Below are 25,587 nucleotides of genomic sequence, written 5' to 3'. Positions count from 1 at the left end.
CACCTTGCGCCATGTATGGCTCATCTCTCAAAAGTGAGGCATTACCTACGCAAAGTAATACAAACCAAAACTGAAACTTGAGGTAGTGATCATATAGAGAGTATTCGATCAACATAAAAAAACAGACCTATGCAAAACATAGGTCTGTTCCAAGATATCTCAATACAACTTAAGCAATTTTGCGTAAGTCTTGTGTCAGATCCAAATGTTTTTCAGCTTCAAAAGCCGTATTCTTGCTGATCATTTTTTTCAGATGACGCATTTCTTTGGCCGCATTCACGGTAATACCGGCAACGATTTGACCATCGGTCACACCATACATCACGAATGAATTGTCTGCGCCTTTGGCTGCATCCATGTCACCACGAACCAGCCATTGGGTCGCTGCCATATCACCGACAAACTGGAAGTTGATATTGAGCTGATCGGTCCAGAACCAGGCCGGATTGGCTTTTGGATGTTCGACACCCATGACATGACGCGCAAAAATGCCTGCCTGAAGATTGGCATTTTCCCAAGTCTCGACACGGCGGAATTCGCCGTCTTCACGAAGTTGTGTCGCGACATCACCTGCTGCATAAATATCGGCATTTGAAGTCTGGCAATTTTCATTGACCTTGATCGCAAGATCAGCATCTAAACCGGCTGCAATGGCAAGCTGTGCGTTTGGCACAATTCCGATTCCATAAACCACAGCATCAGCACGTAACTCTTCGCCATCAGCTAAAGTCACCACAATTTCTTCACCATCTAAACGGCAAGCTGCAACTTGAGTATTTAAGCGAACATCTACGCCTGCCAGACGATGTTGTTCAAGCAGAAATTCACTTAAAATACGCGGTGAACAACGACCCATTACCATTGGTCCCTGCTCAAGCACAGTCACCTGACAGTCTTTGTAACGCGCAGAGGATGCCAGTTCAAGACCGATCACACCGCCACCGATCAGCAGAATACGTTGACCTGCTTGCAATACAGGAACCAAGGCTTGTGAATCTTCAAGGTTACGAAGCGTATAAACATGTTTGCCCAAAGCATCGAAGTTTGGCAGACGGCGCGCGGCACCGCCTGTTGCGAGAAGCAATTTGTCATAAGCAACAACATCACCATTTTGAAGTTCAACCGTTTTCGCGGTCGCGTTAATTTGACTCACGCCATTGCCACGAATGGTGGTCACGCCAAGTTCAGCCAGTTTTTCTGCTGACAGAATTTCAATCTTGGTGTCCTCAGGTTTTAGAATCACGTCTTTAGACAGTGGCGGACGCTCATAAGGAAGATGCGTTTCATCACCAATCAGAATGATTTTACCTGCGTACTTGTTGCCACGAAGTTCTAAAATCGCGCTTGCACCTGCCTGGCCAGCCCCTACAATTACGATGGTTTCGATGTTGCTCATGTCAATTAACCTTTTAACTCTGCAGATACGATGCCGAAGCCCGCAATCCATTCACTGATATCTTCATAGCAGTGTGTTGTCATGTCGTATTCGCCCATTTCGCTTAAGGCTGCAAATGCCGCCATCCAGGAACGGACTTCCTGACCACCACGACCGCCGTCACGACGAATTTCATCTTCTGTCATGGCTTCTAAGGTCGCGAAATCAGCGTTCTTGAAGGTTTCAAGTAGTGCACGATCCCATTCAGCATTTAAAGGAACTGCAACCGAAGTATCGCCTGCTGCCAGTTTCTGACCGACTGCAATGACTTTGCCCTGACGTGCTTCACGTGCTTCAGGCGTTGGATTACGACCTGCAATCAGGAACTCTTCTACTTGTGGTGGAACCGAACCCATTTGCGGTGTGGGTGGATCATGCGACAGACCGCCCGTACCCAGAACCAGTACGCGTTCGTTTTCAAGATTCAGTGACTTGATAAACTGACCGACCGCACGACCTAAAGCAATGGTACGCTTGGGGGTTGGCATCGGTGCTGCAGCGCCATTAATAAAAATTGGAATCGTTGGATAACGATCGAGTTTGCCGTCACACAGGAAGTGTAATGGCTGAGTCACCCCATGATCCGCCTGCATACGGTAAGAATATGCAACGTCTACACCTTCATCTAGTACACGTCGAACCAAACCTAATGCTTTGTCTTCAGGTACATCAATGTGATCATTGTCTTTACCATAATCCCAGTCACCCGCAGCTTTGGCACGAATACCGACACAGAAACTTGGCATCAGGTCATAGAAGAAACCATTAAAATGGTCAGGACCAAAGGTGATGATCAGAGTTGGGTCGTAAGCTTTTACTTCAGCAGAGAGTTTTTCAAAAGCATCACGAACGGCTTGTTCTTTACGCTTTTCCTGTGGTGAAGCAAATTCCATTAAAGGACTGTGCGATGCACAAATAAGTTTAACGGCCATGAGAGACTCCAAAAAGGAAGACTTAAATCCTCCCCAACCCTCCTTTAAAAAGGAGGGAGATTTTCCCCCTCTTTTATAAAGAGGGGTAAGGGGAGATTTTTAAAAGCAGATTTTTATTCGTCAAAGAAACCGGCACGGGGCTGACGTAAGCCACGAATTCCCAGACCGCATTCTGCATTGATCAGAACGCCAGTCAAAGGACGGTTATTTTGACGAGATGCCAAGAGTACGTATGAACCTGTCATATCTTCCGGTTCAGGCAAGAAATTCAGTGGCATACCACGTGCAATTTTCTCAGGATCACGTGCATCGAGCAGGCCAACATTTTCCTGACCGAGCGACGCTGCGCCTTTGATATTCACATTCATACCTGACGGTGCAACCGCATTCACTCGTACTTTAGGCGCAAGCTCATAGGCCAATTCTTTCATAATACCCACCCCTGCATGCTTAGATGCAGTATATACAGGGCCTCCGCCAGCGGAGTACAGTGCCGAATTAGACAAAGTAAATATGATAGAACCTTCAGAAGCGATCAATGCCTCCAGTGCAGCCTTCGCGCCGAGAATGAGTGACTTGGTATTAATCCCCATAATCTCGTCAAAGGCTTTTTCCAGCTGCTCACCAGAGGTGTTGACGATATCGGCATAATGATCCCAGATCCCGGCATTGCCGACGAAACAGTCGAGTTTGCCGAAACGCTCTACAGTGGCATTCACTGCACGAACGTTGTCTGCATAGCTGGCTACATCGCCTTCAATCGCAAGAACTTTACCGCCAAAGTGTTCGTTTAATGCCTCCACTTTTGCTTTTGAACGTTGAAGAACGGCAACTTGTGCACCCTCTTCCAGGAAACGTTCCACTAGCGCCCAGCCTAAGCCTGAACCACCACCGGTAATAAGTGCAACTTCGCCTTGTAGCCAACCCATGATTACTCTCCTGCCATCTCTACATATAATGCGCCGTCTTCAACCACTACTGGGAATGTTTGAATTGGATCAGTTGCTGGCAAGCAAAGTGCCTCACCTGTTTTCAAACAGAAACGTGCAGCATGAAGTGGACATTCCACTGTACCGTCGTCTTCCAGATAACCTTCAGACATAGACGCATTGCCGTGTGAACAGCGGTCGTTCATTGCGAAGAACTCACCACCGTTATTGAATACTGCCAATGCATCAATACCATTCACGCCGCAATCTACTTTTAGCGCTTCGCCTTCGTCTAATTCGTCAACTTGGCAAACAAAAATCTTATTCATTAGAAGAATACACTCAGGTTATGTGAGCTATAGGTCGCTTGATCCAGCATGATCTTACGGTTGAAGATCTGGAAGCCGAGGCCGCCTTCAACTTTACGGATCTTGTCATGGCGTTTACCGCAGTAAATGACAATGTCTTTCTCTTTTTGCGTACGATATAGCAAATAGGTTACATATACGTCGTATTCGCCTTCAACTTCAGCTGGCTCTACGATCACGTTGCTCACCATGTGAGTGGTACGTGATGGAGGCTCTTCAGCCCAAGCCATACCGGTTTCAAGACGTGCGACACGACGCTCTAAAAGGTCTTTGGTATCGTTGAATACCCAAGTCGTCGGTGGCTCAACTGAACGGCGACGGTCACGGGTTTGCGCGTTTGGTGTGGTACGTAGCGTATAAGAAATATCTTCAGCCAAGGTATCCAACCAATCGCGGAATTTCCAGTCGTCCAGCAATTTTGCTTCGCGATACAGGAACTGACTGATTTGATGATGAAGTTCTAAACTCACTTGACTCATTTCATAAGCTCCTTCTCGTATGCGTCAGCTGCTGCTTCAACGTCTTCCCATTTTTCATGGATCAATAAATCTGCCCAGCGGCGGTACATGCCACGTGCTGCAGTTTCAGAGAAAATATAGTTGGTGATCCCCGGAATACCGTCTTCACGGATTTTCTCGTTACCTTTACCCATTTCCATAATGAGTTTGTTTTGACGGGCTTTATAACCACGTAAAACTTTCTGGATTTCGATCCAGTTTTCAGAGTCATCTTGCTCTAGGAAACCAGCAGGACCGAAAGCACGCGTTGCAGAACGTTCAAATGCTTCTTTCACTTCTTGTGATGCTTCAGCATCCGCAATACAGAATGCCCATACTTCAGTTTTGTTTGGACCACGTGGGTGCCATACACGAAGCGTTGCCGTACCGTTCAACCAAGACAAGGTCGGGAACATGGTGTTATGACCTGCAAGACGCAGGGCACGGACTTCACCTAAACGCTCTTTCACTTCTTCATAAGTTTCGCGGAAGTAGTTGGCTACTTCACCGTCGACCCATACGTTTGCATCTGGTTTCTCTGTAAAGAAGAAACCTGAACCGTGACCACGTGAACCGTACTGAAGTGCATCTTTAGCCGTTTCCCAAACTGGACGAGCCGTTTGTGCAGCACCAAGTTTTTTCGATGCTTCATCATCTGGTTTTGCGCCAAGGACTTGGATCGCAGATGCATGAGAGAACAAGGCATGATACTGGTCAGATGCAAACTGTTCCGCTGCAAATTTCCAGTTACACTCGATTTCCCATTTGTGTACACCACCGATAATTTCTGTACCACCTGGACGACGGTCAAGTACACCATCTAGATACCAGGCGATATCGCCCATGTATTCTTCAAGATCAGGTGTGGTTTCATCCCAACAAGCAAATACCAGGCCTTTGTAAGACTTGACACGATTCACTTCGACCAAGCCCCATTGCTCTTTACATGCACCTTGTGGGTAAGCACGTTCTTCAAGCGGAATGTCTTTTAAAGAACCGTCAATGCCATAAGACCAGCCGTGGTATGGGCAAGTGAATGCACGGGTATTACCACAGTCTGCGAAACTCACACGCATAGAACGGTGACGGCACTGGTTTAAGAATGCTTTGATTGAGCCATCTTTTTGACGTGCCACGATGATCGGATCTTCACCCATATAGGTATTGAAGAAGTCACCCGCCTTTGGAATCTGGCTTTCATGACAAAGGAACAACCAAGTACGGCCAAAAACGCGTTCAAGTTCTAATTCGTAAATATCTGGATCTGTATAGATAGATGGAGTGATACGCCCATTTTGTGCATCGACTAAAGCGTCGATTTCACGCACATCAATTTTTCCACTCATGAAAAGCTCTCCTGTGACCCATCAAGGCACAAAGTAAATAGACTCAATTCGAATGGATAATGGATTTTGGATTGATTTTGGGGAAATATTTTTTTTGTTTCAATTAATAGCTTTAAGCAATTATTCCACGTGCTTGTTCTGATATTAAAACATTAATAAATATCTCAAGAGTATTTACTTTCTAAATATCAAAATAACCTTCACGACATAGTTGTTTATAGATTATACTTCTATGAAATTATAGTAAGACATTTTTTGGATTACTCTTCGGGCTGATGACATGGAATTACGACACCTTCGCTACTTTATCACCGTTGCTGAAGAACTGAACTTTAGTAAGGCAGCACTTAAACTTTATACGGCTCAACCCTCACTTAGCCAGCAAATCAAAGACCTGGAAGAAGATGTCGGCGTCAAGCTACTCAACCGAACCAAACGTAAAGTGGAGCTGACCGAAGAAGGTGCCGTATTTCTGGAACAGGCGCGCCTGACCTTGGCACAAGCAGACAAGGCCGTTGCCATGGCACGTCAGGTGTCACAAGCCAAGCAGCAAATGCTACGGATTGGTTTTGTTCCGGTGGCCGAGATGAAAATCTTCCCGTATATCTTGCCAAATCTGCGTGTGCAAAATCCGGATTTAAAAATTGAATTGCTCAGCCTGAACAATAATGAACAAATGCGTCTGTTGAAAAAAGGTGATCTGGATCTGACTTTTACCCGTCATAACTTCAATAGTGATGAAATTGAAAGCCAGTTTGTAATTCGTGAGCCTTTGATTTTTATATTACCTAAAGATCACCCATTGGCAAAATACGAGAGAATTCCAGTTAAAGCATTGAATGGTATTGATTTTATTATTCCATCAGCAGAGCAGTCACATACTTTGCATCATGCCATTCTGGACTTTGCCAAAGCCAATAATGTTGAGCTCAACATCGTACAGAAAGCGGATAACATCCTGTTCAATATCAACTCGATTGGTATTGGCTTGGGCTGCACCATATTACCGGGCTATATTGTACCGCTGACCATGGACAATACCGTAATTCGCCCTCTGGACGTGGAACTGCCATATCTGGATCTGTATGTCAGTTACCACAAAAACAACAAATCCTATGCGGTAACCAAATTCCTTGAGCTATTAACCCGGGTGTTTTATCTGGACATTAACCGCGACGAACAGGACTAATCCCGCTCCATCCCCGATCAAGCATATGCCATTCAACTTTTGAGTGGCATGTGCTTTTTTGTTTTATCATTTTTTGCTAAAAAATTTATTTTAAATTCTATTTTTTGATAAAGGATCAATCTGTAGCTCCTTAATTGGTCGCCTGATCTAGGCTAATACTGCCTGTTTTTCACCCTAAACTCCCTTCATTTACAACTTAAGTCTAATAAAAGTTAAGTCAGTTTTTTCTCGGCTTAAATTTAATAACTTGCTAAAAATAATTAGATTTTTACATCAACCTATACAAATGAGAATCATATGCACTTAAATACATTCTGTTCAATATTTTGCCCACAAAAAAAGGATGACCGAAGCCATCCCTTTTTAAAACACGGTAAAATTATTTTACGCCGTGAACAGCAAGATAGTTTTTGATCACAGTATTGAATTCGTCTGCTTTCTCAACTTGAGACCAGTGACCACATTGGCTGAAGATGTGCGCATCAGCATTTGGAACCACATTCAGGATGTCCCAAGTACGTGATACTGGAATGACCACATCTTGCGTACCATGAATCAGTAACACTGGCACAGTAATATCTTTCATTTTTTCGAAATCAAGCGGGAATTCGAAACGGTCACGGTCACGTGCGCCAACTACATCCATCAAACGATTTGATGCATAGTCATTTGCAGCAGAAGCAAAGCGAACTTTAACCAGTTCATCCGTGATCAAGTCTTTATTTACCACAAACATTGACAAGGTTTTCTTGATGCCTTCTTCAGTCAACACCGGGTTTGCATGCGCTTTGAGTGCAGCAGTTTGTTTCGCACCGCCTGTCCCCATAGACACGATACCCAAAACGCGCTCTGGATAATCCAGTGCCAACTGGAATGCCAACCAGCCACCTAAAGAGTTACCCACTAACCAGGTTTTTTCGATACCCAAAGCATCTAGCGTACGGATCGCATGGTCCACCCAGGCACGAATACCATATTCAGTGTTTGGCGCAACCACAGTTTGGCCATAACCAATGGTATCAATCGCGATGCAACGTGCTTGCTCACCAATTTGTGGCAGGTTTAACCACCAGTTTGCCGCAGCAGATACACCTGTGCCTGAACCGTGTAAAAATAGAATAGGCGTACCTTCACCAATTTCGTGGTAATGGGTCAACTCACCTTCAGCAGTTTCAATCCATTTGTCTTCCAAGCCAAAGAACGGATCTGTTTGATAGTCAGGGATTTGAACAGTGCTCATATTACTTCCTCTTACAGTCTTTCGCTTGCGTGTCCCTCTCTTTTCAAGAATTCGACGTCAAGTTGACTCATTAAAATGACTTTTTTACATCCTTATCTTAACCGCTCAAGACGGGTCAACTGATACAAAATTACGATTGCACACTACAAAATAAATATAATTTAAGTTTATGTTTTATATGGTTATTTTAATATCAAAATCCTTATTTATTTTCAGGATTTAGTTTATGTGCAGATAGAAAAACAGCGCTACACCGGATAGCGCTCTTGATCAAGGCAGCAGAATTAGAACTTATAGGTATAAGTGGTTGCTACACGGTATTCCTGAAGGTCTGGTTTTGCTGGATTTGCAAAATTCACATCAATATACATGCCCTGTACGCCTAAACCTTTTAATTTACCTTCTGGCACAGTGTAATTGACGATTGCATTCACTTCATCCGTATTGAAGTTCTGACCTTGATATGCTCCGGTACCTTGCTGATCATAGCCTTTGAAATAAATCGCTGTTGCATTTAGTCCCTTCAAGCCGACTTCAGAAAAGTCATAACCATAAGACACATGCCATGACTTTTCTTCCGGCGCTGTGAAAGTTGCGACTCCCCAGTTTGCCAAATAAGGCTGTGGCACCCAGCCTCCCAATGTCGGGAATGCACTGTCACCAAACATTTGCTGATAACCCACACCGACCGTATGCGTACCATGATTGATTTTTGCAGCTACCGATAATGCCTGGTTGTCGATCTCACCATATAATTTATCGCCAGATTCGGAGTTATTGAAATAACGCACATGACTATCTAATTTGGTTTTTTCACCTAACCCGATTTTGTAACTCACACCCAGATAATGCTGCTGGTAAATGTCTTGAACATCGGCATACCAATAACTTGCACCCAACTCTTTTGTCAGCTGGTGATCTATACCGGCAATCCACATCCCATCCGCTTCTGCACCATTATCAAATTGTGGTGGATTAAATTTGGTTAAATCACGGAACTGGTTGTCATAACGGTTGTTAATCCCGTCAATATAAGCCAGTGTAAGCTTAGTATCTTTAAGCTCTTTCGACTCTAACCATGCACCGCTATAAGTTGTTAACAACTGACGCGATGGATCAAACACTAAAACTGGCGACACTGGGCGTAATTCACCAACTTTTAATTCGGTTTCTGAAACCTTGGCTTTTAAGGTTGCACCGACTTTACCGAAATGGTCTTTTGATTGCTTGCCATCATGCGGTAAAACCCAATCCGGATTCTTATCACGACCTTTGAGTTTAACTGCATGTTGAACTAGCACATCAGCACCGACCTTTATCCCACCGCCAATATCGTGATAACCCGACTTGGCATCCAGAGTCACCCCTTGTGACCAAGAACCCCAGTTACGTGATGAAGCATCATCTTGATACTGGCGATCTAAATAGAAATTTTTAAATTTTAATTGCACATTACTGTCGTCAATAAAATCTGCATTCGCTGCAGTTGTTCCTAAAGTTGCTATCGCAGCAAACATTGCTATCCATAAGTTTTGACGACGCATCATGAGTTCCCCATTTAACAGATAAAATCTATGTCGCCATCATGCGCAAGTCGATTTAAATAAAAAATCCGACCACAGTATTAAGATTTTCTGCTTTCATCGGCCGATATTTCAGAACTCTCCTCAAGCAACCAATCGCTTAGATTTTAAAACGATTAATTAAAATAAAAAATTGACCAGATATTTAATTCAAACTTTTGTTTCTTCTATTAATAAGAGTAAATTTTTTAAAATCTTTCAGCAGCCATTTTTTATTTATCGTTTTTATGTTTAAGGAAAATATAAAGCCAAAATAATCGCCCTACAATATTATCACTAAAACATCTCACCCCAGAGTTTTAATATATTAATCAGTCTCATTTAAAATAAAAAAGCACCCAATTTGGATGCTTTTTTATCAAACTTATTTTAATACTGAGCGATTAAAAGTTAAGCTTGTAACTCACGCGCTTTAGACATGGTTAATGCTAAATCTTCAATCATGTCTTCCTGACCACCGACCGTACCACGACGACCAAGCTCCATCAGGATTTCACGTGCAGAAACGCCATATTTTGCTTCAGCGCGTTTAGCAAACAGCAGGAATGAAGAATACACACCCGCATAACCCAAAGTTGCTGCATCACGATCGGCACGGATCGGGTTGTGCATCATTGGAATGACCAGATCTTCAGCAACGTCTTGTACTTTGAACAAGTCAACGCCAGTGTCCATGCCCATACGGTTTGCAACCGCAATGAACAACTCAAGTGGTGTATTACCCGCACCCGCACCCAAACCTGCAGATGCCAAGTCAACACGTACTGCACCGGCTTGTACCGCAGCAACCGTATTCGATACACCCATACCCAAGTTATGGTGACCGTGGAAACCGAGCTCAATGCTTGGGTCCAAGTGTTGACGTAAATGACCAACACGATCGATGACATCTTGAGGAAGCATATAGCCTGCTGAGTCAGTGACATAGATACAGTTTGCACCGTAAGACACCATCTTGTTTGCTTCTTCAAGCAGTTTTTCAGGAGTCGCCATGTGAGCAAGCATTAGGAAGCCCACTGTGTCCATGTCTAACTTACGCGCAGCAGTGATGTGCTGTTCTGAGCAATCCGCTTCTGTACAGTGCGTTGCAACACGAATAGTAGAAACACCAATTTCATGCGCCATTTTTAAATGGTCAACCGTACCGATACCAGGTAGAAGTAATGCAGAAATTTTTGCATTCTTCATACGTGGTACAACAGCTGTTAAATATTCTTCGTCAGTCGCAGCAGCAAAACCGTAGTTGACGGATGAACCGCCAAGGCCGTCACCGTGCGTGACTTCAATTAAAGGTACGCCTGCATCATCAAGTGCTGTTGAAATCGCAATCATTTGCTCAACAGTGGTTTGATGGCGCTGTGGGTGCATACCATCACGCAAAGTCATATCATGAACAATAATCTTAGACATGTGGTTGCTCCTTAAGCGTCTTTATTGAATACGTGTTCTGCAAACATCTCTGCAGTACGTGCTGCAGCAGCAGTCATGATGTCAAGGTTACCCGCATATTTCGGCAGGAAATCACCAAGCCCTTCAACTTCTAAGTAAATTGACACGCGGTTGCCATCAAAAACTGGACCATTGACAAGCTTGTAACCCGGTACATATTTTTGAACTTCTTTAATCATTGCGTGTACAGATTCAGTGATCGCAGCTTGATCTGGCTCACCTTCTACCAGACAGTGAACTGTGTCACGCATCATCAGTGGTGGCTCAGCCGGGTTGATGATGATAATCGCTTTACCCTGTTTCGCACCGCCCACTTTCTCAATGGCACCGGCAGTGGTACGGGTAAATTCATCAATGTTTTTACGTGTACCTGGACCTACTGATTTAGTCGATACCGTTGCAATGATCTCACCATATTCAACCGGTTGAACGCGAGAAACTGCAGCAACCATCGGAATCGTTGCCTGACCACCACAGGTGACCATGTTTACGTTTGGTACTTCGCCACCCGCAAGCAATACTTCCAGGTTGACCGGTGGTACACAGAAAGGACCGATCGCAGCAGGCGTCAAGTCAATCATCAGTACGCCAAGTTCATTGAGCTTGCGGCTGTTTTCAGCATGTACATAAGCAGACGTTGCATCGAATGCAATTTTAATATCATCTGCAATCACGTGAGGCAGAAGACCATCCACACCTTCAGCGGTGGTTTTTAAACCCATTTTTGCAGCACGTGCCAGACCTTCAGAGGTCGGGTCAATCCCCACCATCCACACTGGCTCTAACCATTCGCTGCGTTGTAACTTGTAAAGCAAATCAGTACCGATATTACCTGGACCGATCATTGCACATTTAATCTTTTTCATGAATGTACTCTCTTGGAATCTCGATTATTCAGCAGCAAATGCAGCTGTAACAGAACCGAAGCCTTCAATTTCAACTTTGAATTCATCGCCTGGTTGAGCCACAACCATAGGCCCTAAGGCACCTGTTAAGATAATGTCGCCTGCAAGTAATGGACGACCACGGCGTACCATTTCATCTGCCAGCCAAACTGCAGCATTGAGTGGATTGGCCAGACATGCTTTACCCACACCTTGAGACACAACTTCGTCACCACGCGTCATGACCATTTTGCAGTTCACCAGATCAAGGTTTTCAAGTTTTACAGGTTGAGAACCTAAAACGAATGCTGCGGAAGATGCGTTATCTGCAACTGTATCAATTAAACTGATTTTCCAGTTTTCGATCCGGCTATCGACCACTTCAACTGCAGGCAGGGCATACTCAGTCGCGCTGATAATGTCTGCATAGGTATGTTTTTCTTTGGTCAAATCCTGGTTAATTACCAATGCGATTTCCGCTTCAACCTTAGGTTGAATCAGCAGACCTGCAGGAATTACTTCACCATCGCCATAGGCCATGTCAGCAAACAACATGCCGAAGTCAGGCTGATCTACGCCGAGTTGCGCTTGAACCACTTTAGAGGTTAAACCAATTTTACGGCCTACCAGACGGCGACCTTCAGACAAAGCGCGCTCGGTATTCACTTCTTGAACGGCATAGGCAATATCTACGTCAGCACTTTCACCACCCAGTTCTGGGCGAATCGGCGCGATCGCAGTTTGTGATAATTCAGCGCTACGAAGGGCTTGTGCAACTGATTCAACAACAGCAGAATTCGACATCAATGTTTCCTTAAACTGCAAAAATTAGGCTTATGCTGAGATCTAAGATGGACAGAAAATATGGACATGATCAGGCCGATAATCCGTCAGGATTACCTTTCTCAGAGCGAGCATAGGAATAAACAGTTTTAGAATGGGAAAAATACGGCTTTTATGCCAATAGTTATTTTATTTTTTGCTATAGCTATTATCTATAAAGAAAATCCATAAAAACCAAGACAAAACAAAATCTTAGTATTTAAAATACATCATTATTTAGCAGAAAAACTCTGCTAATCCGACCGAATAAAATCAACATAATTGTGACTTTAGACTAAAAGATAAGAGCAAATGCTTAAATCTGTAGCGCTCCCCGGCAGTTTTAAACCGGGGAAATACCATTTTTTACTGTAACCAAGATAATAGATTAAATCACTTGTTTCCATTGGACTTTAGCCAACAATGCCGCATGTAAAGCGGTCACATCATCCACGATACAGACCGGATTGAATTGCGCCAAAAGCTCAGGTTCATGCACGCCATAGCTGACACCGACACTTGGCATGGCCATATTTTGTGCCATTTCCAGATCATAAGAAGTGTCACCGACCATAAGCGCATGTTTGGCCTGCACACCTGTTTCTGCCAGTATTTCTTCTAACATGAGTGGATCTGGTTTGGAACGGGTTTCACTGGCAGCACGCGTGGTCACAAACAGCTGCTCACTGTTGGTCTGCTTCAAGACACGATCCAGACCTTTACGGCTTTTACCCGTCGCCACTGCCAGCTTCACACCGTGTTGCTGCAAATCTGCAAGCATATGTGCCACCCCTTCAAACCAGGAATCTCCGGAAGAGTTTGCCACATAGTGTTCGGAATAACTTTGTAAAATATTGGCATGCAATTCAGGCACATTCGGAAATAAACGCTGTGCCACTTCAGGCAAACCTAAGCCAATAATGCTTTTCGCGTCTTCATCGCTTAAGGGCTGCTGAAACTGCTGTGCTGCAAACTGCAAACTCGCCACGATTTGACTGACCGAATCAAATAACGTGCCATCCCAATCAAAAATGACCAGTTTTACAGGTGTGTTCATAAGGTTTCCTAAATTTGATTCAAGGTTAGGTAGCTTTACCACCTCTCTCTAGCCCTCTCCTTGTAGAAGAGGGCTAGAGAGAGGTTTAATGCCTAAAATCTCCCCTAGCCCCTCTTTAAGAAAGAGGGGAATTCCCTCCTTTTTCAAAGGAGGGTTAGGGTGGATTGAATTTATTAAAAGAAAAAAAATAAGTCTTTACTGAGCCGTCGGCTTATCCGCTTTCTGTGCTCTTAACTGCGCCACCAGACTCTGCATATCTTCCGGCAAAGGTGCTTCAATCATGGCATAACCCGGAATCTCCAGACGCATGGCATGCAGACACAAGCGGCGCGGTTTCGGCCCGTTATAACCAGTTTCATGACCATATTTTTCATCGCCTACTAGCGGATGCCCAATACTCAAACCATGTACACGAATCTGATGGGTACGACCCGAAAGTGGAGAGGCATAGACCAGTGTGGCATGCATAAAGCGTTCCTGCACATTCCACTGCGTCTTCGACTCTTTACCTTCTTTCGGCGATACACAGACACGACGCTCGCCATTGGCCAGCTCATAGCGATGTAAAGGCGCATCAATCAACTGACGGTCAAGTGCTACGTTACCTTTGACCACAGCAGCATAGGTTTTTTTAATTTTATGTTCACGCAGCATGTCCTGTAAGCTTTTCAGTACGCTACGTTTTTTCGAGATCATCACCAGACCAGACGTGTCACGGTCAATACGATGAATCAGTTCCAGATATTTTTTCCCAGTCGCTGCACGTAAGCCTTCGATCAGACCATATGCGACACCACTACCGCCATGTACCGCGATGCCCGAAGGTTTATTCACCACCATCAGACCTTCATCTTCATAGATCACGCGGGCCAACAAACCATTGGCAACCTTGTCAGAAATGGGCGCAGCAGATTCATCTTTTTGCTCATAACGGATCGGTGCAACACGAATCTGATCAGCAATCGCCAGTTTGGTTTCCGCCTTGATGCGTTTTTTATTGACGCGCACCTGGCCTTCACGAATCAGGCGATAGATACGGCTTTTTGGCACACCTTTCAGACGACTAAACAGGAAATTATCGATGCGTTGTCCATCTTGATGTTCATCCACTTCAAACCAAGTGACGTTTTGCCATTGTTGCGTAGAATTCATACAGTTACTATGACCCAAAAAATACTAAAATTGATTAAAAACTGATCACTTAGGTTATGCTTTACACAAGAAACATAAGCTTAGCCCATAGGCAGATGATGCAAGGTTTGATATAGTCAGCGCACGGAAACCATCGTTTGTGGGTAAAAGTTGAATCATTTCAGATTTTTCTGAACTTGATTGTTCAATTAAAGACTCACATGATACGGGAAGGTCCCCAAAGAATTATGCCGACGCCGAAGGCTTATTATATCGGCAAACAAAGCAAACTGTTGCGTTTAATTGTACCTCAGGTACATAAATCAGTTTGTCTTAAAAAATATGTCGCCAACTTTCGTTGGTTTTTAAACGTAAACTGATACACATCAGATTAGTCGCACCCTGAAGACGACTTCAGGCTACAGCGTCGATGCATTGGATCTGCACAGTTTGTAAAGATACGACGACAATTCCGTATCAAGACACTTTCTATAAAGAAGGGATGATCTTCGAGCAATGTGACAGTGAAAGTTACATACATCCAATGCACCGCTCGTCCGCCAGTGAAGCGTTCAGGTGACTTTAATCCGTTTAAAGATTGAAGCCGTATTGCCATCATCAATACGTGAATCAAAACCGAAGCCTATCTATACAAGTAGAAGCCGGTAAGAAAAGACTCAGACCACAATGAAATTCATTGCAGATTTGAGCCATTGATCCGTGATGTGTGATGTTCGCTACGTGTATAGCGATTTTTTGCTGTGTATCACTATAAGGTGTTACACCCATGAAACGTATGTTGATTAATGCAACACATGCCGAAGAAATTCGCGTTGCACTTGTCACTGGTCAGCGTCTTTACGATTTTGATTTAGAGAATCGTACCCGTGAACAAAAAAAATCCAATATCTATAAAGGTCACGTGACTCGCGTTGAGCCTTCTTTAGAAGCTGTATTCGTCGAATATGGTGCAGGTCGTCAAGGCTTCCTGTCGATGCGTGAAATCGCAAACTCATATTACAAAGCCGATCCACGCCAGACCTCAAATATCCGTGAACTGATCACGGAAGGCACCGAGCTTTTGGTTCAGGTGGAAAAAGAAGAGCGTGGCAATAAAGGCGCTGCCCTGTCTACGTTTATTTCACTTGCTGGCCGTTACCTGGTTTTAATGCCAAACAACCCGAAAGGTGGTGGTATCAGCCGTCAAATTTCTGGTGCTGTGCGTGAAGAACTGAAAGAAATGCTGGCGACGCTTAACGTACCACGTGGCATGAGCGTGATTGTGCGTACTGCCGGCATCGGCCGTTCACAAGAAGAGCTGCAACTTGATCTGCAACATCTGCTTGACCTTTGGGCACAAATCCAGAAAACAGCAAGTTCTGGCCCATCTCCAATGTTGGTGCATCAGGAAGCGGGTGTGGTGACACGTGCCATTCGTGACTACCTGCGTGATGATGTTGCGGAAATTCTGATTGACTCTGAGCAAGCCTATAACGAAGCTTATAACTTCGTAAAAGCAGTGATGCCACGTCAACTCGACAAACTAAAAACCTATACCTTAAATGAGCCTTTATTTGCTCATTTCGCGATTGAAAGCCAGATTCAGACTGCCTATGAACGTGAAGTAAAACTGCCTTCTGGCGGTTCGATCGTCATCGATCAAACTGAAGCTTTGGTGTCGATCGATATCAACTCAGCAAAATCGACCCGCGGTAGTGATGTTGAAGATACTGCGCTGAACACCAATATTGAAGCTGCAGAAGAAATTGCGCGTCAATTGCGTTTACGCGATATCGGCGGCCTGGTGGTGATCGACTTTATCGACATGACCAAAGATCGCAACCAGCGTATGGTGGAAGCGAAACTTCGTGAAGCGACCCAGAGTGACCGTGCCCGTATTCAATTCGGTCAATTGTCACGTTTTGGCCTGATGGAAATGAGCCGTCAGCGTCTACGTCCTTCTCTTGAAGAAGCGACTGGCTATGTCTGCCCACGCTGTCATGGTACCGGCATGGTACGTGACTTGCGTTCACTTTCACTTTCAATCATGCGTAAAGTGGAAGAGATTGCGCTGCGTGAACGTCAAGGTGAAGTTCAGGTCGAAGTTCCGGTCGAAATTGCTGCATTCATGTTGAATGAAAAGCGTCATACCCTGGTATATCTGGAACAGACCTCGAATGTACGTGTGACAGTATTGCCGCATCCACATCTAGAAACACCGCATTATGAAATTACCTATAATGCCGAAGGCTTTGCCCCAACCAGCTATGAACGTACCGAAGCGACCCGTTCAAGTGAAAAAGAATTGGGCTATGAGTCTTCTGAATGGCATCTAGAAGAAGAGCAGCATGCGCAACACGCAGCACCAGCGCCTTCACAGCCGCAACAAAACAACGGCCGTAATAACAATAAACGCCGCAATCCACAAAACCAGCCGGCTCAACCGCAAGTGGCACAGCAAGCACCTGTACAGGCAGCAGCTCCAGTGGCTTCAAGCAGCCCATGTGCATGGTTAGAAAACCTGTTTGTACAAAAACAGGCAGCGACTGTTGATCCATCACGTACTGCCAATAATGCTGCAGCAGCGATTGAACAAATGATCAATGGCGGTGCGGTAAGTCGTGGCCAGTTCGGTCAGGTGGCTGCACCGGTTGCACAGCCAGCACCACAGCACGTAGCACAACCTGCTGCTGTATCAAGCAACAATAATGCTTACCTGGCACCATCGACTGTTGCACAAAAACAGGAACGTGATGCGGCAGAAAAACCGGCAGAGCGTGAAGAAAGAGCACCACGTCACAACAAGAAACCGCGCAACCCGAACCCGAAGCACAAAGAACCGCGCGAGCAGGTTCAGTCTGAAGCTCCTGCACCTCAGCAACATCAAGTGCATGAAGAAGTGGTTCAGGTGTCTCGTCAAGAACAACGCCATGAAGCACGTGAAAACAAGCGTCATTCTCGCCGTCAGCATCACAACGAGCCAGCGCAGCAAAATGATGTTCAGAACAATGAACAACAGCCACAACAGGCAATGCCGCGCCGTGACCGCCGCAACCAGCAACGTCCGGAACGCCCAAATCGCCACCGCGATCCAAGTGTTCTGAACGAACAAGCGCCTCAGGCAGCTCCTGCAGTTGTTGAAGCGCCGGCCGTCAATGACAAGCAGCTTCGTGTTGAATTGGTCGATGCACCCCGTCCGGATGTGATGCCAACAGCAATGGTCGTAAATATTGACCAGGCAAAAAGCGAAATCGTGGCATTGAATGACAATGCTACAGTTGCAACGCCAGCAGTTGAAGTCACTGCACCGGCAGATGCGCCAGTTGAAGCGGCTGCAGCTGAAAATGTGGTTGAAGCCACCTTGACAGCTCCTGTGGAAGAAATTGTAGCGACTGAAGCAACGTCTGAAAAAACACGGGCCAGCAACGATCCGCGTCAGCGTCGTCGCCAGCAGCGTGCAGCACAGTCGCAACAACCTGCAGCTCAGCAGTTAACACCGTCACAAGTGCCAACTTTGGGCCAGTTCACCATTGGTAGCCTGATTCGTCATGTCTATGGTGAAGACTGCTCAGTGCTGATCGAACAGTTTGGTTTATTACCAACCTTCAACCGTGCTTTAGAAAAGTTCACGAAAGAGTACAACGCGAGTCTGGTGGCTGCCGCAGCACCTGCTGCTGCAGAGAAAAAACCGGTCACCCGTGATGTTGAAGTAACGGTAGCCAAGGTTGAAGCAGAGCCTGCTCCAGTCCTGGACCTGAACCCACCAAAACCGGTCTCAGACAAGCGTGTTGCCAACGATCCACGTGAGCGTCGCCGTTTGGCCAAACAGGCTGCGGAGCAGGCTTTGCAACAAGCCAAACAGCAGGCAAAAGTGGAAGCCGCGCCGGCAGTTGAAGCTGCGCCAGAACCTGTAGCAGTAGAAGCACCAGCTGAACCTGTTGAAGCAGCTGTAACTGAAGCACCTGTAACATCGGAAGCAGTGGTTGAAACGACGGAAAATACTCAGCCGACGGAACCAGCAACTGAAACCGCAGCACCAGTAGAAGTGACCACTGAAGTTGCACCAGCTGAAGTTCAGGTCGAAGAAGCTGCTCCAGCTGAAGCAAGTGCTGAAACAGAAGCGCCTGTGGCAAAAAGCAAAGATGTGGCAGAAGCGACCGTAGAGGAAGCTGAAGCCAGCGAAGCGGAAAAAGCCGAGAAGCAAGCTGCTCGCCCGCGTCGTCCACGTGGCCGTCCACCGAAAAAAGCCAATACTGCAACTGAGTCATAATTTGCCCAATTGCAGTCACATAAAAAAACCTAGTCATTTCGATGACTAGGTTTTTTTTGCTAGATTTGGTCAAAATAGGTAGATTGCACTAGCTTTTTAACGTTAAAAGATGGATAGCTTGTCTACTGTATATAAATTAAACCTATCGGATACGAAAAACAAATAGGATTCTCATGACCCAAATGAAACCGCACGATCTTATTGGTATTGCAGATGTCGCTGCCAAAATCCCGGCCTTCTTAATCAAAGTGCCTAATTTGCTGACTGGGCTAAGACAGGCTTATTTACGTACTCCGAATACACCGGCCGGTCTGGGTCTGGCTTTTGAAAAAGCTTCACAGCGTAATCCTGAAGGTATCGCTTTGCGTTTTGAAGATCAAAGCTATAGTTATACCGCTCTTAATGCCTGGGCCAACCAGATTGCACATTTTTATCTTTCCTTGGGTGCCAAGAAAGGTGATGTCGTGGCGCTGATGGTCGAGAACCGCCCTGAACTCATTGCCAGCGTGCTCGGTCTGGCCAAACTTGGTGTCACCACGGCACTGGTCAATACCTCGCAAGTGGGTAAGGTGCTGACCCACAGTATCAACCTGGTCAAACCAATTGCGGTGATTGTCGGTGAAGAGTGCCAGAACGCGGTCAACGAGATTCGTGATGACCTCAATATTAGCAGTGATCGCCTGCATTGGTTTGCCGACCAAAATACTCAAGCCGATCCGGGTCAGGCGCCTGCAGGCTTTATCAATCTGGCTGAAAAAATCGATCTCTCCCCGAAATTCAATCCACCGACCACCCATTCGGTGCAAGGCAAAGATGGGCTGTTCTACATTTATACGTCGGGCACCACCGGCCTGCCTAAGGCAGTCATCTTTACCAACGGGCGCTGGACGCTGGCTTATGGCACCTATGGCCATGTGCTAAACCTGAAGAAAGATGATGTGATGTACTGCACCCTGCCGCTTTATCATGCCACAGGCATGGTGGTATGCTGGTGTGGCGTGATTGCAGGTGCAGGAACGCTTGCGATTCGACGTAAATTCTCGACCTCCTCCTTCTGGAAAGATGTAAAGAAATTTGATGCTTCTGCAATTGGCTATGTCGGTGAGTTGTGCCGCTATCTGATGGATGCCCCTCCCTCTGAACTGGAAAAAGACCATCGGGTCACCCGAATGATTGGAAATGGCATGCGCCCGAATATCTGGGACAAGTTCAAATCCCGTTTTGGGATTCAGGAAGTGCTGGAATTGTATGCGTCCAGTGAAGGCAATGTCGGTTTTAGCAATATTTTCAATTTTGATAATACCGTCGGTTTCTCACCCACACCGTATGCCATTATTGCCTTTGATAAAGATAAAAATGAGCCGGTACGGGATGCCAAAGGCCATTGCAAACGGGTAAAAAAAGGCGAAACCGGCTTATTAATTGGTAAAATCACCCGTCGCTCACCCTTTGATGGTTATACCGACCCGGAAAAAAACAAGTCTGTGATCATGCAGGATGTATTTGGCAAAGGTGATGCTTATTTCAATACGGGTGATCTGGTACGTAATATCGGCTTTCGTCATGCCCAGTTTGTCGACCGCTTAGGTGATACTTTCCGCTGGAAAGGTGAAAATGTCTCGACCACCGAAGTCGAAAATATGCTCACCGAGTATGACAAAATTGTTGAAGCCGTGGTCTATGGCGTTGAAATTCCAAATACCAATGGTCGTGCCGGGATGGCAGCGCTGACCTTAAAACCAGATATGCAACTGGATCAAGAAGACCTGCAACAGATGGTCAGCACCTTTAAACAGTGCTTGCCTGCTTATGCCGTTCCGGTGTTTTTACGTATCCAGCAGCAAGTCGAAACGACAGGCACCTTCAAATACCAGAAAAACAGGTTGAAAGAGCAAGCATTCGATCCGAATAAAACCGATGAACGCCTGTTGGTTCTATTACCAGGTGCAACGGCCTATTCTGAGCTCACAGCAGAGATTTTTGCCAACATTCAGGCCTACCAATATCGCTTCTAAGTACTGAAGTTGCCTATTTTTTGTTTAGATAAAGCACAATTGTTCTATTTATAATCAAACATGGGCAACTTTGTTATTTTTTGCTTGCGCTGAAATGAGATCTTGCTACAATACGCTCCATCAAACAAAGTGGTGCTTTAAGCTATTTAGCTTGACTTGCACTATACATTCAAACCTAGTTTGAATGCCGGTTCAGGGCCGTTAGCTCAGTTGGTAGAGCAGTGGACTTTTAATCCATTGGTCCCGCGTTCGAGTCGCGGACGGCCCACCATTTCTTTGATATCCCTTGATGGGCCGTTAGCTCAGTTGGTAGAGCAGTGGACTTTTAATCCATTGGTCCCGCGTTCGAGTCGCGGACGGCCCACCATCATTCTAAAACATCAGTTTTAGAAATCTCAATCAAATTCATTTTGATTACCCAGAATGGGCCGTTAGCTCAGTTGGTAGAGCAGTGGACTTTTAATCCATTGGTCCCGCGTTCGAGTCGCGGACGGCCCACCATTCTTTGCTTAGAATTTTTTCTGAAACATCCCTTACACTATTTTGATTTGCTTTCTATCAGCTGCTATTATATTTTCACGCTTGGATTTTAGGCTGATTTGTCTTCAAAACTTGTTTTGATTTTTAAACAGTTATAAATAGTTTTCTTTAATCCAATTCTAAAAAAAAGAGCAGCGCCGTTTCTTATCGCATTATTTTCTAATATCAAATGTGGTGTCTTTTACCAGTTCATAAGCTTTAGAGGGTGCAGGATAGCCGCGATCAAATAATTCACGATTGATTCTTTCCTTTTCACTATAGATTTTGTCCAGATTCATCACCAGATGGTTCGAATCCTTAATCGTATAATAAAAGCTCGCCCCTTCTTTGCGACTCACCACCACCTCGGTACGCTCCGGATTGATAAACCAACGGTCTTTGCGATAGGTGATATTGCTGGCAGTGCTACTTTTGGCATTATCAATAAACACTTTGCCATACTGCAAAATGCTGCGATGCACCGTACCATCCGGCATTAAGGTCAAAATAAATTCTGCCTTACCCTCATTGCAGGGCGCAAAGTTACCATCACAGTCGATCTCGGTATAATAGCGGCCGATAAAATCTTTGGCATAATCTGGTACGACGGCCAGATTTGACTCGGTTTCTGCCCGAAGGGTAGCTTGCCCTGCTACCTGAGTTAAAGATTTTGCACTCACCGGCACGACATCAGGCTGTGCATTCGCAGCGGAAATTTTCACCCCCTCCTGTCCTGATTCTGCCTGAAGCTCCTGCTCAGGCTTGACTTGATGGCGATCACAAGCCTGTAGTATACCCATCCCCCCCAACATTAGGCCGAATTTAAAAAAACTGCTTAATGTACAACTTGATACATCCAATTTCATTTTAAAGCATACCTAAATTAGGAAACACAGCACGTACAGAGCACATTGCAAGCCAATGAACTTTACACAAGAGTTCAATAGAATTTTCACTATGTTAGTGGCTCTTAGAGCTGGATTTAATCTTTATTAACATTACTTAACGAATTTATTTGCAATCAGCACTTTAAAAATTTTGATCCAACTCCATTTTTGAAGTATGGATCTGTTTTAGGATTCAACCCTATTTTTAATCAGGAGATTTTAATGGCCAATGTTGGTTTATATCGCTCTAACCGCTCAAACATGATTGCAGGTGTGATGGGTGGTATTGCTGAACGTTTTGGTTGGAACGCAAATTTATTACGCCTTATCTTTGTGGTGATTTCGGTCATGAGTGCTGCATTTCCGGGTATTCTGGTCTATCTGGTTCTGTGGTTAATCATGCCAAAAAAGCAGTACAGCATTGAACAGGACAAGGTTCAGCAAGTTCAGGGCTATCAAAATCCTGTGCGCACCGTCAATCAGGATAAACGCTATTAATCTGCATCCTAATTTATAGCAAGATGTATTGAAGTGCTTCCTCCTTCACCCAGTCTAATGGGGTGAGATTTTGATGCCACGATAATTCCCCTAGATTATCGTGGCTTTTTTTTGCCTATATTTTTGTTATTTCTATGCTGTATGACAGCTTTTTACTTTATCTTTTAGCTCAATTAGCGATAAATTCAATATTCCAATGTTTGAAATGGATGTCAGATGACTCAGGCAGAATGGATGATGCTCTGGCTCTGTGCCTTAGCTGCACTGCTGCATGGTTTAAGCGGATTCGGCTTTCCCATGATGAGTACAGCCGTTCTGTCCAGTGAATATCCGCTGAGTATGGCAGTGACGCTTGTGATTCTGCCCTGCCTGCTGCTTAACCTGATTATGCTCAATGCCGATCCACAGCATGGCCTGTTCAGCAGTATGGGCTATTATCTCAAACGTTATTGGCCCTTAATCCTGAGTAGCCTGCTGGGAAGCATGCTCGGAGTTCAGTTATTATTCTGGTTGAATGAAGGGATTCTAAAATTATTGCTGGGTCTGGTGATGGTGTTCTATGTACTCGACCAGCTAAGAACACGGCCGCTGCAAGTCAGTTCTCATGTTTCCAGTATGCTGTATTTTGGTTTGCTGGCCGGCATCATTGGAGGCGCCACCAATGCCATGGCACCTTTTCTGATGATGTATCTGATGAGCTGCCAGCTGTCTAAAACCGACATCGTCATTATCAGCAATCTCAATTTTATTGCCAGTAAACTGATTCAGCTGGTTTGGCTCTTTCCCCTTCTGATTGCATTTGAAGTCCCCCAACAGCATATTCTGATCGGGATAAGCTTATTTGCACTTGCTGGCGTCTGGATTGGAGGAAAAATACGCCACCGTTTATCTCAGCAGCATTTTAAACGTATGGTACTTGGCCTGCTTTTACTTCTTGGCCTCTATGCACTTTGGCAAAGTGCTGGATTATTGCAACAATCTGGTTATAGTATCTTTAAATAGGGTATTTTTTAAACAAAGCAAAATTACAAATTCAAAGCTGATATAAAAAAATGACGTAAATAAAAACCTTGCAAGGAGAGCATATGACTCAGACCAATCTAGCCACCCCAACCAATGCGATGCCTAAAGGGCTGCTCAAAGGCTGGATCCTTATTGTTGTTGCAGCTATTGTGGCCTATAGCCTCTATCTTTATCTGCCCTATGACCAGAATGCCAATAAGGGTCTGGCTCTGCTGGCTTTTATCGGTATTCTCTGGCTGACTGAAGCGATTCATATCACCATTACCGCACTTTTAGTTCCAGTGATGGCGGTGTTACTCGCCATGCCAATGGCCTCTGACGGGGGACTGGTTCCCATCACCACACAAGCCGCTTTGGCCACTTTTGCCGATCCTGTCATTTTCCTGTTTTTTGGTGGTTTTGCGCTGGCAACGGCATTGCATATCCAGAAGCTGGACCGGAAAATTGCCATGTGGATTATCTCCATGTCTGGTGGGCATTTGGGTATTTCTGTACTGGCGATTTTTGTGGTGACGGCGCTGCTGTCCATGTGGATTTCCAATACGGCCACTGCTGCCATGATGCTGCCTTTGGCCTTAGGCTTGCTTTCACATCTGGATGTCAGCAAGGATCGTAAAACTTTTGTCTTTATCCTGCTCGGCATTGCCTATTCGGCCAGTATTGGCGGGCTGGGCACCATGGTCGGTTCCCCTCCGAATGCCATTGCCGCCAAGGCACTCGGCTATGATTTTGCCGACTGGATGAAAATCGGCTTGCCGATGATGTTCATTATTCTCCCCGCCATGCTAGTCAGTTTATATCTGGTACTACGTCCAAAACTAAATCACAAAGTACAATTTGTGACCGAAGATATTCCCTGGACCGGCACCCGTATAGCCACCATGATCCTCTTTCTCTGTACTGCAATTGCCTGGATTTTCAGTAAAAAATTCACCGAAATTTTTGGTATTTCTCAGCCGGATACCTGGATTGCAATTTCGGCTGCCTGTATGGTGGTAATTCTAGGTACCGCAAGCTGGAAACAGATTGCAGAAAATACCGACTGGGGGGTCTTGTACCTATTTGGTGGTGGTCTGACCTTGAGTGCCATTCTGAAGGATTCAGGCAGTTCGCTGGTACTGGGGCAAACTCTGGCCAATGCCTTTGGTGATGCCTCCCCGCTGATGATTATTTTTGTAGTCGCCACTTTTATTATCTTCCTGACTGAATTTACCAGTAATACCGCTTCGGCTGCCCTGCTGGTACCAGTATTTGCCGCAATTGCGGATCAGATGGGCATGCCCAAAGAAATTCTGGTGATTGTCATTGGTATTGGTGCCTCATGTGCCTTTATGCTGCCGGTAGCTACCCCGCCCAATGCGATTGTTTTTGGAACCGGTCATATCCAGCAAAGCGAAATGATGAAAGTCGGTTTTGTACTGAATATTATGTGTATCTTTATTATTTCACTGTTTATTTACTGGTTCTTCCTCTAAACCAAGTCCAATAAAAAAGCACGTTTTGGCGTGCTTTT

At 45.1% G+C, this 25,587-nt stretch carries 20 protein-coding genes and 3 tRNA genes; 9 read left to right on the top strand and 14 right to left on the bottom strand.

What is annotated here, in order from left to right:
* Positions 1-169: 169 nt before the first annotated feature.
* The 6 genes from hcaD to hcaE all read right to left on the bottom strand — a co-directional run bounded on the left by hcaD (position 170) and on the right by hcaE (position 5,507).
* Positions 170-1,396, bottom strand: coding sequence for a 3-phenylpropionate/cinnamic acid dioxygenase ferredoxin--NAD(+) reductase subunit (gene hcaD / locus FTV29_RS01545; protein ID WP_159138786.1), 1,227 nt, complete (start codon positions 1,394-1,396; stop codon positions 170-172).
* 5 nt (positions 1,397-1,401) lie between these two features.
* Complete coding sequence (locus FTV29_RS01540; protein WP_074383973.1) at positions 1,402-2,367, bottom strand: 3-carboxyethylcatechol 2,3-dioxygenase; 966 nt, start codon at positions 2,365-2,367, stop codon at positions 1,402-1,404.
* A gap of 113 nt (positions 2,368-2,480) precedes the next feature.
* A complete protein-coding gene (hcaB, locus tag FTV29_RS01535) occupies positions 2,481-3,296 on the bottom strand; it encodes a 3-phenylpropionate-dihydrodiol/cinnamic acid-dihydrodiol dehydrogenase (protein WP_005172874.1) in 816 nt (271 codons plus the stop codon).
* A 2-nt stretch (positions 3,297-3,298) separates the two neighbouring features.
* Positions 3,299-3,625, bottom strand: coding sequence for a 3-phenylpropionate/cinnamic acid dioxygenase ferredoxin subunit (gene hcaC / locus FTV29_RS01530; RefSeq protein ID WP_005095433.1), 327 nt, complete (start codon positions 3,623-3,625; stop codon positions 3,299-3,301).
* Positions 3,625-4,143 carry a 3-phenylpropionate/cinnamic acid dioxygenase subunit beta gene (gene hcaF / locus FTV29_RS01525; RefSeq protein WP_005095432.1) on the bottom strand — a complete coding sequence of 173 codons (519 nt, stop codon included), beginning with the start codon at positions 4,141-4,143 and terminating at the stop codon, positions 3,625-3,627. The genes hcaC and hcaF overlap by 1 nt, the downstream gene beginning before the upstream one ends.
* Positions 4,140-5,507 (bottom strand): 3-phenylpropionate/cinnamic acid dioxygenase subunit alpha, encoded by a 1,368-nt coding sequence (gene hcaE, locus FTV29_RS01520; protein ID WP_005095430.1) that lies wholly within the window; start codon positions 5,505-5,507, stop codon positions 4,140-4,142. The genes hcaF and hcaE overlap by 4 nt, the downstream gene beginning before the upstream one ends.
* Before the next feature lie 280 nt (positions 5,508-5,787).
* On the opposite strand from hcaE, the gene hcaR reads away from it, so the two are divergent.
* On the top strand, positions 5,788-6,696 hold the full coding sequence (hcaR, locus tag FTV29_RS01515; protein ID WP_005172878.1) for a DNA-binding transcriptional regulator HcaR: 909 nt from the start codon (positions 5,788-5,790) through the stop codon (positions 6,694-6,696).
* Between the two features lie 379 nt (positions 6,697-7,075).
* Here hcaR and FTV29_RS01510 read toward each other — a convergent pair whose 3' ends face one another.
* The 7 genes from FTV29_RS01510 to FTV29_RS01480 form a co-directional block, all read right to left on the bottom strand.
* Entirely contained in the window at positions 7,076-7,936 is an 861-nt protein-coding gene (locus FTV29_RS01510) for an alpha/beta fold hydrolase (protein WP_005095425.1), read from the bottom strand.
* Positions 7,937-8,220: 284 nt separating this feature from the next.
* Positions 8,221-9,480 (bottom strand): OprD family outer membrane porin, encoded by a 1,260-nt coding sequence (locus tag FTV29_RS01505; protein WP_159138795.1) that lies wholly within the window; start codon positions 9,478-9,480, stop codon positions 8,221-8,223.
* A 429-nt stretch (positions 9,481-9,909) separates the two neighbouring features.
* Positions 9,910-10,929, bottom strand: a complete 1,020-nt coding sequence (dmpG, locus tag FTV29_RS01500) for a 4-hydroxy-2-oxovalerate aldolase (RefSeq protein ID WP_004278525.1) — start codon at positions 10,927-10,929, stop codon at positions 9,910-9,912.
* 11 nt (positions 10,930-10,940) lie between these two features.
* A complete protein-coding gene (locus FTV29_RS01495; RefSeq protein ID WP_159138787.1) occupies positions 10,941-11,834 on the bottom strand; it encodes an acetaldehyde dehydrogenase (acetylating) in 894 nt (297 codons plus the stop codon).
* Positions 11,835-11,858: 24 nt separating this feature from the next.
* A complete protein-coding gene (locus FTV29_RS01490; RefSeq protein WP_005095421.1) occupies positions 11,859-12,656 on the bottom strand; it encodes a 2-keto-4-pentenoate hydratase in 798 nt (265 codons plus the stop codon).
* A 406-nt stretch (positions 12,657-13,062) separates the two neighbouring features.
* Positions 13,063-13,731, bottom strand: coding sequence for an HAD-IA family hydrolase (locus tag FTV29_RS01485; protein WP_159138788.1), 669 nt, complete (start codon positions 13,729-13,731; stop codon positions 13,063-13,065).
* A gap of 195 nt (positions 13,732-13,926) precedes the next feature.
* Positions 13,927-14,883: an RluA family pseudouridine synthase gene (locus tag FTV29_RS01480; RefSeq protein WP_005095416.1), complete on the bottom strand. Its 957-nt coding sequence runs from the start codon at positions 14,881-14,883 to the stop codon at positions 13,927-13,929.
* 766 nt (positions 14,884-15,649) lie between these two features.
* On the opposite strand from FTV29_RS01480, the gene FTV29_RS01475 reads away from it, so the two are divergent.
* The 5 genes from FTV29_RS01475 (at position 15,650) to FTV29_RS01455 (ending at position 21,648) form a co-directional block, all read left to right on the top strand.
* The gene (locus tag FTV29_RS01475; protein WP_159138789.1) at positions 15,650-19,132 is read left to right on the top strand and encodes an Rne/Rng family ribonuclease; all 3,483 of its coding nucleotides are present in this window, start codon (positions 15,650-15,652) and stop codon (positions 19,130-19,132) included.
* 173 nt (positions 19,133-19,305) lie between these two features.
* Positions 19,306-21,147: a long-chain-acyl-CoA synthetase gene (locus FTV29_RS01470; RefSeq protein WP_159138790.1), complete on the top strand. Its 1,842-nt coding sequence runs from the start codon at positions 19,306-19,308 to the stop codon at positions 21,145-21,147.
* Between the two features lie 195 nt (positions 21,148-21,342).
* Positions 21,343-21,418: transfer RNA gene (locus tag FTV29_RS01465), tRNA-Lys, on the top strand.
* 20 nt (positions 21,419-21,438) lie between these two features.
* A tRNA-Lys gene (locus FTV29_RS01460) sits at positions 21,439-21,514 on the top strand.
* A gap of 58 nt (positions 21,515-21,572) precedes the next feature.
* Positions 21,573-21,648: transfer RNA gene (locus tag FTV29_RS01455), tRNA-Lys, on the top strand.
* Between the two features lie 191 nt (positions 21,649-21,839).
* Here FTV29_RS01455 and FTV29_RS01450 read toward each other — a convergent pair.
* Positions 21,840-22,532 carry a hypothetical protein gene (locus FTV29_RS01450; RefSeq protein WP_005172899.1) on the bottom strand — a complete coding sequence of 231 codons (693 nt, stop codon included), beginning with the start codon at positions 22,530-22,532 and terminating at the stop codon, positions 21,840-21,842.
* 243 nt (positions 22,533-22,775) lie between these two features.
* Between FTV29_RS01450 and FTV29_RS01445 the strand changes: the two genes are divergently transcribed.
* From FTV29_RS01445 to FTV29_RS01435, 3 genes are all read left to right on the top strand, one after another.
* Entirely contained in the window at positions 22,776-23,051 is a 276-nt protein-coding gene (locus tag FTV29_RS01445) for a PspC domain-containing protein (RefSeq protein ID WP_005095409.1), read from the top strand.
* A gap of 216 nt (positions 23,052-23,267) precedes the next feature.
* On the top strand, positions 23,268-24,053 hold the full coding sequence (locus FTV29_RS01440) for a sulfite exporter TauE/SafE family protein (RefSeq protein ID WP_159138791.1): 786 nt from the start codon (positions 23,268-23,270) through the stop codon (positions 24,051-24,053).
* A gap of 83 nt (positions 24,054-24,136) precedes the next feature.
* Entirely contained in the window at positions 24,137-25,549 is a 1,413-nt protein-coding gene (locus FTV29_RS01435) for a DASS family sodium-coupled anion symporter (protein ID WP_005172903.1), read from the top strand.
* Positions 25,550-25,587 lie beyond the last annotated feature (38 nt).

This window comes from Acinetobacter sp. YH12254, assembly GCF_013417415.1.
Lineage (GTDB): Bacteria > Pseudomonadota > Gammaproteobacteria > Pseudomonadales > Moraxellaceae > Acinetobacter > Acinetobacter pseudolwoffii.
The sequence above is the reverse complement of the archived record's forward strand: the minus strand, read 5'-3'. Positions and strand labels throughout refer to the sequence as shown.

Bases quoted from the DNA above. Each gene is read 5' to 3' on its own strand.
- hcaB (WP_005172874.1), bottom strand. From the start codon at position 3,296: ATGGGTTGGCTACAAGGCGAAGTTGCACTTATTACCGGTGGTGGTTCA.
- FTV29_RS01495 (WP_159138787.1), bottom strand. From the start codon at position 11,834: ATGAAAAAGATTAAATGTGCAATGATCGGTCCAGGTAATATCGGTACT.
- FTV29_RS01490 (WP_005095421.1), bottom strand. From the start codon at position 12,656: ATGTCGAATTCTGCTGTTGTTGAATCAGTTGCACAAGCCCTTCGTAGC.
- FTV29_RS01445 (WP_005095409.1), top strand. From the start codon at position 22,776: ATGGCCAATGTTGGTTTATATCGCTCTAACCGCTCAAACATGATTGCA.
- FTV29_RS01440 (WP_159138791.1), top strand. From the start codon at position 23,268: ATGACTCAGGCAGAATGGATGATGCTCTGGCTCTGTGCCTTAGCTGCA.
- FTV29_RS01505 (WP_159138795.1), bottom strand. From the start codon at position 9,480: ATGCGTCGTCAAAACTTATGGATAGCAATGTTTGCTGCGATAGCAACT.
- FTV29_RS01450 (WP_005172899.1), bottom strand. From the start codon at position 22,532: ATGAAATTGGATGTATCAAGTTGTACATTAAGCAGTTTTTTTAAATTC.
- FTV29_RS01485 (WP_159138788.1), bottom strand. From the start codon at position 13,731: ATGAACACACCTGTAAAACTGGTCATTTTTGATTGGGATGGCACGTTA.
- hcaD (WP_159138786.1), bottom strand. From the start codon at position 1,396: ATGAGCAACATCGAAACCATCGTAATTGTAGGGGCTGGCCAGGCAGGT.
- FTV29_RS01540 (WP_074383973.1), bottom strand. From the start codon at position 2,367: ATGGCCGTTAAACTTATTTGTGCATCGCACAGTCCTTTAATGGAATTT.
- FTV29_RS01475 (WP_159138789.1), top strand. From the start codon at position 15,650: ATGAAACGTATGTTGATTAATGCAACACATGCCGAAGAAATTCGCGTT.
- hcaC (WP_005095433.1), bottom strand. From the start codon at position 3,625: ATGAATAAGATTTTTGTTTGCCAAGTTGACGAATTAGACGAAGGCGAA.
- FTV29_RS01470 (WP_159138790.1), top strand. From the start codon at position 19,306: ATGACCCAAATGAAACCGCACGATCTTATTGGTATTGCAGATGTCGCT.
- FTV29_RS01480 (WP_005095416.1), bottom strand. From the start codon at position 14,883: ATGAATTCTACGCAACAATGGCAAAACGTCACTTGGTTTGAAGTGGAT.
- hcaF (WP_005095432.1), bottom strand. From the start codon at position 4,143: ATGAGTCAAGTGAGTTTAGAACTTCATCATCAAATCAGTCAGTTCCTG.
- FTV29_RS01510 (WP_005095425.1), bottom strand. From the start codon at position 7,936: ATGAGCACTGTTCAAATCCCTGACTATCAAACAGATCCGTTCTTTGGC.
- hcaR (WP_005172878.1), top strand. From the start codon at position 5,788: ATGGAATTACGACACCTTCGCTACTTTATCACCGTTGCTGAAGAACTG.
- hcaE (WP_005095430.1), bottom strand. From the start codon at position 5,507: ATGAGTGGAAAAATTGATGTGCGTGAAATCGACGCTTTAGTCGATGCA.
- dmpG (WP_004278525.1), bottom strand. From the start codon at position 10,929: ATGTCTAAGATTATTGTTCATGATATGACTTTGCGTGATGGTATGCAC.
- FTV29_RS01435 (WP_005172903.1), top strand. From the start codon at position 24,137: ATGACTCAGACCAATCTAGCCACCCCAACCAATGCGATGCCTAAAGGG.